Here is a 12,817-nt window from a genome sequence, read left to right on the forward strand (position 1 = left end):
CAGTTGCCCCTGAAGCTCCAGGAACTATTAATATCCCAGGAAATAAAGTACCAGTTGGAAATAAAGAAAACTTAACACCAGAAGAAATTGCAAAAGTTAAGGAAGAAGTTGAAAAAGTAAATCCAGGAAAAACAGTGGCAGTAGATGCAAAAGGAAATGCAACAGTAACAGATCCTAATACTAATTTAGTATTAGTAATTCCAACAGAGGAATTGGTAAAACTAAAAGAGCAACCACAACCAGCTCCAACGCCTTCACCGATTATACCTTCTGATAAATTTGAAGTAAAAGTGCCAACTGTAAAAGTACCAGTTGCTGATTCTAAAAACTTAACATCAGAAGAAGTTACAAAAGTTAAGGAAGAAGTTGAAAAAGTAAATCCAGGAAAAACAGTAGTAGTAGATGCAAAAGGAAATGCAACAGTAACAGATCCGAATGATCCTACTGCAAAACCAGCAATAATACCTGGAGATAACTTAGTTGTTGAAAAAGAAAAATCAGAAGAAGCTAAACTAGTAACACCAATAGTAGTTAATGTTCCAGGAAACAAAGTACCAGTTGGGAACAAAGAAAACTTAACGCCAGAAGAAATTGCAAAAGTTAAGGAAGAAGTTGAAAAAGTAAATCCAGGAAAAACAGTAGTAGTGGATGCTAAAGGAAATGCAAAACTAACAGATCAAAATACTGGAAAAGTAGTAGTAATACCAGGAAGATCATTAGTAGAGCAAAAAGCAACACCACTACCAACACCAAAACAATCTGAAAGCATAAAAACTCCTTCATTAACAATCGTTGAGAATCCAAGAAACTTAACTTCAGATGAAAAAGAAAAAGTTAAAAAAGCAGTGAAAGCAGCGAATCCAACAGCTACAAATGTAGAAGTAGGAGCAGATGGAACAGCAACAGTAACATTCCAAGACGGTTCAGTAGCGATATTAACGCCTGCTCAAACTATTTTACCAAAAGAAGTAAAACCTTCTGATAATAATAAAAATGGGGATGGTGTAGATGACGCAAATTATAAAGCAACTGATAATAAAGGCCGTTTATCTTCAACAGGTCTAAATTCAACAGAAAGTTCTGTATTAGGTTTAATTGGATTATTTGGTGGTATTGCGTTAGCAACAAGAAGACGAAAAAAAGAAAAATAATATTTATTTCAAAAAAAAAATAAAATTAAATGATTAATAGTTTTCTAAATAAATAACGCTTTATTAGCTAATGATAATCTCTAGGGAAGATAATTTCTCTAGAGATTATTATTGTTTTAGCAATTCGAAGAGGGAGATTTAGAAATTAATAATTATACTGAAATAAAATAAAAAGTATATTAATCATTTTTGATGTGTAGTTGATTTATAAAACATAGAATGATATAATTACGTATATAAGAAACGATAATATTAAAATATATCATACTTTTTTGAATAAAGAAATTCATAGTACATTTAATTTCTTGGAGTTAAAGTTAAATATTTTTTTATAAAAGAAAAGTTCAGTGGGATTTAAAAGGTAGGATATTCTTCCTTTTTATATACAGAATATGGTGGACAAGGAGAATAACATGACAAGTTTTTTTGAAAAATTAAAGGAAAAATTTTCTGCTAAAGAAGAGCTAAATGAAGAACTAATTTCGCTTGATGAATATGAAGAATTTGTCGAGACTCAGTTAGTAACAGAAAAATTTAAAAAAGGTTTGAAAAAATCACGAGATAGTTTTTCTAATGCACTTAATAATTTGATAAGTTCATATAGAGAAATTAACGAAGAGTTTTTTGAAGATTTAGAAGAATTATTAATTCAATCAGATGTTAGCTATAATACGGTATTGGAATTGGTAGACTATCTAAAAGAAGAATCTCAACGAAGAAATCTAAAAGAGCCAGGAGAGCTTCAAGAGATGATTATAGAGAAATTGGTAGATATCTATATGGAAGGAACTGTTAAAGCAGATTTAAGGTATGCGCCAGAAAAAGAACTATCAGTATTCCTATTTGTAGGAGTAAATGGTGTAGGAAAAACTACTTCTATCGGAAAGCTAGCACATAATTTGAAAAAAGAAGGTAAAAAGGTTTTAATAGCTGCTGGAGATACATTCAGAGCGGGAGCTATTGATCAGCTTGACGTTTGGGCAAAAAGAAGTGGAGCTGATATTGTAAAATCACATGAAGGTGCAGATTCAGCAGCAATTATTTTTGACGCTATTCAATCAGCGAAAGCCAAAGGATATGATGTCCTGCTTTGCGATACAGCTGGACGCCTGCAAAATAAAGACTATTTGATGAGAGAACTAGAAAAAATAGTCAGAGTGATAAAAAGAGAAATTCCAGAAGGACCACATGAGGTGCTTTTAACGATAGATGCTACTACAGGGCAAAATGGTATACTTCAGGCTAAAACATTTAAAGAAGTAAGTGATGTTACAGGTGTAATTCTTACGAAGTTGGATGGTACAGCAAAAGGTGGAATAGTTATAGCTATTAAAAAAGAACTAGACATTCCTGTAAAATTAGTTGGTCTTGGAGAAAATATTGATGATTTAGAAGTATTTGATCCAGAACAATATATATACGGGCTATTTTATAAAGAAAAAATAGAAGAGGAAGAATAGAACTAGAAAGAGGTCGGTACAAAGTGGGACCTCTTTTTACTATAATGTATATTTTTAAATTAATTATGCAATATGCTTTAAAACAATTGAAATATAGGCTAGAAAAGTATATAATAGATATATTAAAGAGGTTATATATATGGAGGATTGTAATGGGATTTTTATCTAAATTATTCGGAAAACAAGAAGAAAAAATAGAGGAATTAGTAATTAACTCTTATATGAAAGGGAAAGTAGTAGATATTACTGAAGTACCAGACCCAGTGTTTTCTCAAAAAATGATGGGTGATGGATTTGCAATTATTCCAGAAGAAGGTAAATTAGTATCACCAGTAGCTGGAGAAATAATTCAAGTATTCCCTACAAAACACGCTTTTGGTATTAAGGCAGGAAATGTTGAATTGCTTATTCATGTTGGTTTAGAAACAGTATCTATGGAAGGTGAAGGATTTGATGTTAAAGTTTCTGCTGGAGATAAAGTAGAAGTAGGTCAAACTTTGTTATCATATGATTTAGAATTAGTAAAAGAAAAAGCGAAGGATACAATTACTCCTTGTGTAGTAACAAATATGGATGTAGTTGACAGTATTAACGTATTAAAATTAAATGAAACTGTTGATTTTTCACAAGAAGTAGCAAGCGTAAAACTTAAATAGACAAAGTCTATTTAAGTTTTACTATTAGTATAAAAGTTATGAATGACAAAAAATTTTGGAAAATTATTTATTTATATATAACAAAATATAACTATAATATTTTACATTACCGACCAGAGAAAAAAGATGTTTGGCTTATAGATGAAAATAATGAGTTAGTGAGATTTATATATAGCGATAGTTTTAAGTCCTCAGAAATAGACGGTATTGTTTCTAATATCATAAGAAATGAAGAACGACTAAAAAAAATGTTTAAACTAAGTTGTTTAAAAATAAAAATTTTGTATGTTTCTCCAGATTTTGATAGTGCTGTAGTTGATTATAAAAAATATAGAATTTCTTCAAGTTTAATGATTGAAAGAATGCTCTACAATGATAAGAATAGAAAATTATTTATTAAAGAAGCAGATGTTAAGTTTATAGATAATACTCCAGATACTCTTCGATATAAGAATAGAGTTGTAGAATTATACAAAAGACAAACATTAGATAGAAATATTTTAGATATAAAGTATAGTGGTATAGCAATTTTTTATTTGATAACATTTATTCTAAACTACTTACTGATTTATTTCTCAAATAGGGGAATTTCTTTATATCAATATTTGAATTATAACTATCAAAAAATAATAAGTGGTCAATTTTATCGCTTTTTTACGAGTGTTTTTGTAATAGAGAATGTAAAGAGCTTGATCGTGATATTACTTACACTACTAGCAACTTCAGTATTATTCAATAAGACTCTCAATATGCTTAAGTCAATTAGTATATTAGTAACTATTTCGTTGGTCTTTAATTTATTTTTGATTTTTGGATATTCTGGCAATTTAGATATAGCTGTAGTATCTAATTTTGGATTGTTAGGGTCTATATTTATAAATCAACTTACAAAGAAAAATGATAACCTTAAATTTATATATAGTGGAAGTCTGTCGATTATATATTTAGTAGGTGCAGTTATATTCTTTGATACTACGTTGATCTTATTTATATTTGCTTTCATTTTAGGTGTGTTTATACAATTATTCTTAGAAAAGCAAAGAAATATATATATAGTATTATTGAATGTTATAGTAATTGTTGTTTTTGGTTTTGTAGTTTTATTTACAGGACTTAATACTAAGGGACTTATAAATAACTACCGTGTAAATAAAGTTGAAAAAAGATTATTAAAGCAGCCTTCAGATGATGATGTTTTTAACCTAGAAAAAGAACTAGTTTCAAATAATAAATCGGTATTGACTTATTACGAGTTAGGTATGATTAAGTTGATGACATCATCTAAGCAAGATGCTAAGAAAGTCTTTTTGGAAGGTTTAAATTTTGATAATACATTTGCGCCTATGTATTATAATCTGGCTTTAATAGAGCGTCAAGAAGGAAATTATAGTAAAAGTAAAGAATATGCTCAAAGGGCGTATGAGTTAGAAAAAGTAGAGAAATATAAAAATTTGGTAGATGAGTTGAATAATAATTAAAAGAGGAAATTTCATGGAAAATTTTTATGATTTACAGCAATTTTTAAAAACTTTTGGTATAATAATATACATGAAGGATAGAAAACATACTCTTAGTATGGTAGAATATGAAGTAAGAGAATTACGTCGTATAGAATTAATTTCCAAGGAAGAGTTTTTGAGAGCAATGCTAATAATAAAACAGGAAGTTAATTATGAATTATCAAAAGGATAGGTGAGAGGAATTGGAAAACAGTCTTATATTTATTAAGGTAAGAAAAAGAATAGAAGAAGATGTTATGCAAATTGAAGATATGATTAATGCTTGTTTAACTATAAAAGGACAGAAAAAATGTCCACTTTATCAAGATGTAATAGACACACAAATTTATGGATTGACAAAAGAGATTAATCTGGCGGTTGAGATAGGGTGTATATCATATAAAAAAGGTCGTGATATTTTGGCTAGTTTAGAAGATAAAACAAGTGCCATGTACACAAATTCAGATTTAGAGAGTAAAGCGAATTAGGCATGATTAAAGAAATTAGAAAATCTATAAAGCATGAACGTAGGCATGTAAGAGTCGATTGGATGGTTGCATTAACATTATTAATCTTGCTGATATTTAGTTGTATTATGGTTTATAGTGCAAGTATGATTGGTAACAAGTATGGGACATTCACATCTTCTAATCCGGTAGAGGCTAGTTATTTTCTAAAAAGGCAAGCAGCTTGGGCAGTATTATCTTATGTAGCATTTTTATTTTTTAGTGTAGCAGTACCGCATGAGTTTTTCAAAAATAAAAAACTATTGCAATATGGCTTTTGGATAATAGTATTTTTACTTATTATCCCCTTATTATTACCTGCTATAAATGGTGCCCACTCATGGATTCGACTAGGACCTTTAAGTTTCCAACCGTCTACCTTGGCACAGTTATTTATTATAATATATATGGCTTTTATATTGGAAACAAGAAAAGTTAAACTTCGTCAGCTCTGTACTAGTAGCGAGCTGTATAGTATTTTTAGTATACCGCTAATTTTAATTGCTGTAATTGCATTGCAAAATGATACAGGGATGATTTTAATTACTTTATCGGTTATAGGAATAATGACATTGTGCTCTAATATACATTTTAAAAATATAAAAAAAATACTTTCGCTTGCAATAATAGGAGCCACACTACTTATTATGTATTTAGTAGTTAAGGGAGTTTTTTCAAGTGGAACTTCTTATAGAACGAACCGTCTAAAAGTATTTTTAAATCCTTTTTCAGAAAATTTAAGTGCGGCTGCTGATCAAGTTATTAATTCATATATTGCTTTTGGAAATGGAGGCTTAGTAGGAAGAGGATTAGGAAACTCTATTCAAAAGTTAGGATATTTACCAGAAGCACATACTGACTTTATATTAGCTATTATCGCAGAAGAATTAGGGCTTATTGGAGTTCTATTTGTAATAGCGTTACTAGGGCTTCTTATAGGAAAAGTCATTTTTGCAGGTACTAAATCAAAAAATACATTTTCAGCAATGTATGCACTTGGGTTTGCTAGCTTGCTAATAGTCCAAGCTGTTGTAAATATTGGTGGTGTAACAGCCTCAATACCTATGACAGGTGTACCATTACCTTTTATAAGTAATGGGGGTAGTTCACTACTTATTTTGAGTGTGGGATTAGGAATAGCGACAAATGTTCTATCACATGTAAAATATTTAAGAGAACAAAAATAAAATAAAGTAAATAGAGATAAAGTTCGACTTTATCTCTATTTTTCAATAAAAAGAATGGATAAACTTGCGAAGTTATCTTATTCAAGCTATAATAGTAAAGGTAACTTTTAAAGGAGATATTACATGAAATTAGAACAGTTTGATTTTTATTTACCAGAGGAATTGATTGCGCAGACCCCTCTGTTAAAAAGAGATACTAGTAAATTACTTTGTATTGACAAAAAAGAAAATAATTACGAGCATAAAACTTTTTCAGATATTATAGACTATTTTGAAGCAGGCGATACCTTAGTACTTAATAATACAAGAGTAATGCCAGCACGTCTGTATGGACAAAAAAAGGATACAGGTGCAGCGATAGAAGTATTATTATTAAAAAATGAAGTCGATAATATTTGGGAATGTCTAGTAAAACCAGCAAAAAGAATAAAAATAGGAAGTGTAGTTTCATTTGGTGATGGAATTATGGAGGCAATATGTACAAGAGTACTTGATGATGGTTTTAGATATTTTGAATTCAAATACGAAGGTATTTTTCAAGAACGTTTGGATGAGCTTGGTACGATGCCATTACCTCCATATATAAAGGAAAGATTAACAGATAAAGAAAGATATCAAACGGTATATTCAAAAGAAGTAGGTAGTTCAGCGGCTCCAACAGCAGGACTGCATTTTACCAATGAATTGTTAGATAAAATTAAGGCTAAAGGAGTTAATGTTGCATACCTAACTTTACATGTAGGGCTTGGAACATTTAGACCGGTTGCAGTGGAAAATATTGAAGAACACGATATGCATTCTGAATATTATACATTAGATGAAAAAACTGCAGAGATTATTAATAAAACAAAAGAAAATAATGGTAGAATTTTTTCTGTTGGAACAACAACTACTAGAACGCTAGAAACAATCGCAAGAGATAATAATGGCAAAATAGTAGCTGCATCTGGTTGGACAAATATTTTTATTTATCCAGGATTTAAATTTAAATGTGTTGATGGGCTAATTACAAATTTTCATTTACCAAAATCTTCGTTAATAATGCTTGTAAGTGCATTTTATGAAAGAGAAAAGATTTTAGATTTGTATAAAATAGCAGTAGAAAATAAATATCGCTTCTTTAGTTTTGGCGATGCGATGATAATAGTTTAAGAAAGGAATTTATTAAAAGATGAGAGATGTAAAAGAAAATGCAGTTTGGTATGAACATATCAAGACCTGTAAACAATCTGGAGCAAGGCTAGGGATAGTACATACACCACATGGTAGCTTTGAAACACCAGTATTTATGCCAGTAGGAACACAAGCAACTGTAAAAACTATGGCACCTGAGGAAGTCAAAAGTATGGGTGCAGATATAATTTTATCTAATACATATCATTTATGGTTAAGACCAGGGGAGAAGATTGTTGAAAAAGCCGGTGGGCTACATAAGTTTATGAATTGGGATGGAAGTATTTTAACGGATTCTGGAGGTTTTCAAGTATTTTCATTAAGTGACTTTAGGAAAATTGAAGAAGAAGGGGTTCACTTTAAAAATCATTTATCAGGTGAAAAATTATTTTTATCCCCAGAAAAGGCTATGCATATCCAAAATTCTTTGGGATCGGATATTATGATGGCATTTGATGAATGCCCAGATTTTAATCACGATTATAAGTATATAAGACAATCAGTAGAAAGAACAAGCCGTTGGGCAGAAAGGTGCCTAGAAGCACATAAAAATCCAAGGACACAAAGTATTTTTGGAATAGTTCAAGGGGCAGGTTTTAATGATTTACGTGAACAAAGCGCTAAAGATTTAGTTAGTATGGATTTTCCAGGTTACGCCATAGGAGGATTGTCGGTAGGAGAACCTAAGCAAGAAATGTATCGAGTGCTAGAGTATGTAACACCATTACTTCCTGCTAATAAGGCGAGATATCTAATGGGAGTTGGTTCTCCAGATGCATTATTTGAGGGTGTATTACGTGGTATAGATATGTTTGACTGCGTGTTACCTACACGTATTGCGAGAAATGGAACGTGTATGACATCTCAGGGGCGTGTGGTAATAAAAAATGCTAAATATGCAGAAGACTTCACGCCATTAGATTCAGAGTGTTCTTGTTATTGTTGTAAAAATTATACAAAAGCATATCTTCGTCATTTATTTAAAGCAGATGAAATTTTTGGAGCACGACTTGCAACAACGCATAATATTCACTTTTTAATTAATATGATGAAAGATATTCGTCAGGCAATCATGGAAGATAGATTACTAGATTTTAAAGAAGAATTTTTTGAAAAATATGGGTTAAATGAGAAGAATCCTAAAAATTTCTAAAAATTTATAGTAAATGGTTTATTTTTCTACGTCAATATAGTAGAATAATATAGTAAAGAAATAAATGGAGGTATAACATGCAAGGTTCATACATTAATATATTAATGATTGTGTTTCTTTTTGGATTTATGTATTTCATGATTATAAGACCACAATCTAAAAGAAATAAAGAATTGAAGCTTCTTCAAGATTCATTAAAAGAAGGAGATAGAATTGTTACTTTTGCTGGAATCTATGGAGAAATCGTAGAGGTAGGGACACTAACAATAAAATTAAGAATTGCACCAAAAGTGGAAATTGAATTAGATAGAAATGCTATACGTAGTCTAGTGTCAAAATAATAGGAAATACAAGAAACTAAGAATAAGACAAGTCTTATTCTTAGTTTTTTTAAAAAAATTTATTCCATGATATTGGAGTTTTCTTGTGTAAGTAGTATAGTAAGATAATATAAAAATTTATTTTTTGCTTAGATAAAAACAACAAAATTTTATATTATTATATATTATTAATAAAGGTAAAATTAATTTTTCGATGAAATAAAGAGAGATATTTAATGTACATAACATATAAAACATATATAAAACTTCATAAAAAAGAAAACTTTTATATTATCTTAAATAGTATTTTAAATATTTATTTAATGTTGTAAAAATATAACTTTTAATTTATAATTAGAATATTCTTACTATGTAAATAACTTATTAGGTTAAATTATTTGCATTTGTTAAGAGTGAATTTTTATAAAAATAAAATGCTAAATTTTACAAAAGGAAAGAAAGAAGACAGATGAAGAATTTGGCTTTTTCAAGGAGAAATATATGTTTAAAAAGACAGGTATATTAAAATATGGAATAAAAAAATTAACAGTAGGTATTGCATCAGTAACAATAGGCGCAATTATTTTTCTAGGTAGTAATGCGCAAGCAAGTGATAATGAGATTAAAGAAACAGTTAATCCAGTTTCAGTGGAGAGGGTAGATTCTACATTAGCACCTAAGGAAAATAAAAAAGAAAATACAGAAGTTGTTGAAAAGAATAAAAATATAGAAATTACTAAAAATGAAACAGATTCTAATTTAGTAAAAGCTCAAGAAGAACCTAGTACATCAGAAAAAATATTAAATGTTCTTGATAAACGTACAACAGATAGTACTAATATCAAAGACTTATTAGTTAATATAATAAAAAATAACGAAAAAGCAGCAAAATCAGACAAAGATAAAGAAGTTGTTGTAGAAAATATAAAACCAGGTGTACAAATAATTTCACGTTTAACTTCTGAATATGCTGAAGCAATATCGAAGGGATATATTGGTCTAGAAGGTGGAAAATATGATAGTTTAATTTATAAAAATGTCGTGTTAAATCCTGATGGTGATGATGATGGTGATGGCATCTTGAATAAAGATGAACTATATATTTATAAAAAAGATGGAAGGACTTATTTGGGATATGATGTTCATCCAAAATTAGCAGATACTGATGGAGACGGCCAAAACGATAAAGAGGATAAGGATAAACTTATTTGGAATATATCAGCAAGGGATATGGCTTTACTAATGAATCTTGTATATGAAAAAGATGATCAAATAAAAAGTATTTTGGATCCAAATACAAATGTGGCATCACTTAAGAAAAAAGAATTTCAATTTATGCATAATGAATTGGCACCATATTGGACTGTTAAGAAAACTTTTCACCAAGATAATGGCTTAGACGCAGTGCTATTTGAAACAAAAGCTAATTATCCATTTTTGAAAAATAGTACAATACAAGTTTTAGCAATTCAGGGAACTAACGTAAAACAATCAGGAGACATGCGTGCAGATGCAGCTTTAGTACTAGGTAATGAATCTAATCAAAGTATAGCGACAAAAGATTTAATAAAAGCATTGAAAAATGATAAAAGTATAACAAATCTATATATTACAGGGCATTCGTTAGGAGGATACTTAACTCTACGTGCTACAGCTCAAGCGGAAAAAGATAAAATGGAAGCTTTCAAAGGGTCATATACATTTAATGCTCCCAAAATTTATTCAGGCTTATTTAATTTCTTTGGTGGCGGAGAAATGAAAAAAGAAAGTGATCTTACAGATAAGTTAGCAACATCTGGAAAAATCACTAACTATTATACAGATAATGACAATGTTATTCCAGGATTTTTAAAACCAAAACATGTTAAAAGTATTGGAAAAAGTGCAGGGCAACATAGCTCTACATCATACTTTGAGTCAAGAATAAACTCGCATAAAGATTTTAATTTTGGTAAACGACAAGGAGTAGATGGTGTAGGATATATTGATCCAAATTTAAAAAAATTGAAGATTGTTTCTCCAGAAAAAGGAACACTAAGTTCTACATTCTTACCAACATTGATAGATAAAAACCCAGTGTCTATTATGATGGGGGAGAGCCTTAAGGACAAAGATATCTTTGACAAAATTGATAAAACGAAACTACCGGTGAATATATCATTATCATTATTGGAAAAAGTAGACTTATCAACTTTAGGAAATAAAAATGCTAAGGTTAAAGTCTTATACTTAGATGATAATACAACTAATGAGATTGATGTGCCAGTTTTAGTTAATGAAGCTAACAAAGTGCAATTAAATTCAGTAGTTAATGCCGCACAAAGTTTAGTTGATGCTATAGTAGAATTGAATGATAAAACTGAAAAATCGGCTGCATTGTATAAGGAAAGTAGAGTAGTATTATCTAATAAATTAAAAGATGCTGAAGAGGTTATAAATAATAAATTGGCTTCAATAAATACGGTAACAGCTATAACTAAAGAAATTGCTAATCTTGGATTAGATTTAATAGCTAAAAAAGAGGCCTTAGAATTATTAGATTATGCGAAATATGATCCACAATTAAAAGAAAACAAAGTAAATTATGTGAAACAAGGTGAAAACTTAAACTTATTAGAGGTTATTCAAAAAATAGCAACAACTGGCTTGCCTGCAGAAACAAAATTAGAAGTAGAAAGTATTTCTAATTTTGGTAATATCGGTAGAGTAAATGTCGTTGTAAAAGTTACTTATCCAGATAAAACTGTAGATAGAGTAGTAGTTCCTTATGAAATTTACACTTCTGAAAAAGGTGAATCATTAGTTCAAGAAGCATTACCTGAGTATATTACTGAAGCAGAAAAATATACACCAAAACTAATAACAGCTAATACAGTCAAAGTAAGACAAGATAAAAAATTATCAATAGATACTATACTAAAAGCAGTTAATACTGAAAAATTACCTAAAAATGTAGTTTATGAGTTGGTAGAAGATAAACTAAGTACATTAGGTGAAAATTCTGTTACAGTTAAGGTAATATATAGTGATAAAACAGAAGATATCATAAAAGTTCCAGTTTTTGTATATACAGACTCTAAAGGAGAAAGTGCGGTGCAACCAGCATTAGAAGAATATCCAGAAGATAAGATTCCTAGTGATTTATTAATTAATGGTGATGTTCAAGTTGATTTTGGAAATGCTGGATTAAAAGGATTGAACCTTGGTGTAACAGAGATTGATGATGTTAATGTAGTAGAAAATATAAAAACTAAATTAGGAGAAGTAATTTCTGTTCGAATTTTGGATTTAAAAATTTTGAAAAAAGGTCAAGTAGAAAATTTAGAAAAAGAAAGAACAGTTCGCATCGCATTATCAGATGAGGGGGCTAATGATGTTAATGTATATCATGTTTTAGAAGATGGAACGTTGGTTAAGCTCTCTTCTAAAATAGTAGGTGGAAATATAGAATTTAAGATTAATCATTTTAGTATGTTTGCTGTTGTAAGTAAAGTAGCTAATAGTGTTGTACCAAGTGTAGAATTCACTAAAAATAGTAATGATACAGAGTATGTGGTTGTTAATAAACCGAGTTCTAAAAATACTACTATAAAAAAATTACCTAATACAGGGATTGATAACACAAAAACAACAGGAATAATAGGGATGACATTGTTAATAGGAGCTGCTTTAGTTAGAAAAAAATTAAAATAACCAAATATAATAGTTTTGC

The 12,817-nt window shown here is 29.5% G+C and carries 11 protein-coding genes; all 11 read left to right on the plus strand.

Annotated features, from left to right (window positions below):
• Positions 1-1,151 (plus strand): MiiA motif-containing surface protein (locus tag O3802_RS01350; RefSeq protein WP_371457965.1); only part of this gene is annotated, 1,151 nt, incomplete at its 5' end.
• A gap of 413 nt (positions 1,152-1,564) precedes the next feature.
• Positions 1,565-2,611: a signal recognition particle-docking protein FtsY gene (gene ftsY, locus O3802_RS01355; RefSeq protein WP_371457966.1), complete on the plus strand. Its 1,047-nt coding sequence runs from the start codon at positions 1,565-1,567 to the stop codon at positions 2,609-2,611.
• A 152-nt stretch (positions 2,612-2,763) separates the two neighbouring features.
• Positions 2,764-3,267, plus strand: coding sequence for a PTS sugar transporter subunit IIA (locus O3802_RS01360; RefSeq protein WP_371457967.1), 504 nt, complete (start codon positions 2,764-2,766; stop codon positions 3,265-3,267).
• A 38-nt stretch (positions 3,268-3,305) separates the two neighbouring features.
• Entirely contained in the window at positions 3,306-4,745 is a 1,440-nt protein-coding gene (locus O3802_RS01365; RefSeq protein ID WP_371457968.1) for a tetratricopeptide repeat protein, read from the plus strand.
• Between the two features lie 13 nt (positions 4,746-4,758).
• Positions 4,759-4,959: a YqgQ family protein gene (locus O3802_RS01370; RefSeq protein WP_371457969.1), complete on the plus strand. Its 201-nt coding sequence runs from the start codon at positions 4,759-4,761 to the stop codon at positions 4,957-4,959.
• 10 nt (positions 4,960-4,969) lie between these two features.
• Complete coding sequence (locus O3802_RS01375) at positions 4,970-5,254, plus strand: DUF1507 family protein (protein ID WP_371457970.1); 285 nt, start codon at positions 4,970-4,972, stop codon at positions 5,252-5,254.
• A 2-nt stretch (positions 5,255-5,256) separates the two neighbouring features.
• Complete coding sequence (locus O3802_RS01380; RefSeq protein WP_371457971.1) at positions 5,257-6,459, plus strand: FtsW/RodA/SpoVE family cell cycle protein; 1,203 nt, start codon at positions 5,257-5,259, stop codon at positions 6,457-6,459.
• Between the two features lie 123 nt (positions 6,460-6,582).
• Positions 6,583-7,611 (plus strand): tRNA preQ1(34) S-adenosylmethionine ribosyltransferase-isomerase QueA, encoded by a 1,029-nt coding sequence (gene queA, locus O3802_RS01385; RefSeq protein WP_004632353.1) that lies wholly within the window; start codon positions 6,583-6,585, stop codon positions 7,609-7,611.
• A 19-nt stretch (positions 7,612-7,630) separates the two neighbouring features.
• Positions 7,631-8,785 (plus strand): tRNA guanosine(34) transglycosylase Tgt, encoded by a 1,155-nt coding sequence (tgt, locus tag O3802_RS01390; RefSeq protein WP_371457972.1) that lies wholly within the window; start codon positions 7,631-7,633, stop codon positions 8,783-8,785.
• A 77-nt stretch (positions 8,786-8,862) separates the two neighbouring features.
• Entirely contained in the window at positions 8,863-9,126 is a 264-nt protein-coding gene (gene yajC, locus O3802_RS01395) for a preprotein translocase subunit YajC (protein ID WP_371457973.1), read from the plus strand.
• Between the two features lie 480 nt (positions 9,127-9,606).
• Positions 9,607-12,798 carry a Rib/alpha-like domain-containing protein gene (locus O3802_RS01400; protein WP_371457974.1) on the plus strand — a complete coding sequence of 1,064 codons (3,192 nt, stop codon included), beginning with the start codon at positions 9,607-9,609 and terminating at the stop codon, positions 12,796-12,798.
• Positions 12,799-12,817: the final 19 nt, after the last annotated feature.

This window comes from Gemella sp. 27098_8_92 (assembly GCF_041433685.1).
GTDB lineage: Bacteria > Bacillota > Bacilli > Staphylococcales > Gemellaceae > Gemella.

Bases quoted from the DNA above. Each gene is read 5' to 3' on its own strand.
- queA (WP_004632353.1), top strand. From the start codon at position 6,583: ATGAAATTAGAACAGTTTGATTTTTATTTACCAGAGGAATTGATTGCG.
- ftsY (WP_371457966.1), top strand. From the start codon at position 1,565: ATGACAAGTTTTTTTGAAAAATTAAAGGAAAAATTTTCTGCTAAAGAA.
- O3802_RS01365 (WP_371457968.1), top strand. From the start codon at position 3,306: ATGAATGACAAAAAATTTTGGAAAATTATTTATTTATATATAACAAAA.
- tgt (WP_371457972.1), top strand. From the start codon at position 7,631: ATGAGAGATGTAAAAGAAAATGCAGTTTGGTATGAACATATCAAGACC.
- O3802_RS01360 (WP_371457967.1), top strand. From the start codon at position 2,764: ATGGGATTTTTATCTAAATTATTCGGAAAACAAGAAGAAAAAATAGAG.
- O3802_RS01400 (WP_371457974.1), top strand. From the start codon at position 9,607: ATGTTTAAAAAGACAGGTATATTAAAATATGGAATAAAAAAATTAACA.
- O3802_RS01370 (WP_371457969.1), top strand. From the start codon at position 4,759: ATGGAAAATTTTTATGATTTACAGCAATTTTTAAAAACTTTTGGTATA.
- O3802_RS01380 (WP_371457971.1), top strand. From the start codon at position 5,257: ATGATTAAAGAAATTAGAAAATCTATAAAGCATGAACGTAGGCATGTA.
- yajC (WP_371457973.1), top strand. From the start codon at position 8,863: ATGCAAGGTTCATACATTAATATATTAATGATTGTGTTTCTTTTTGGA.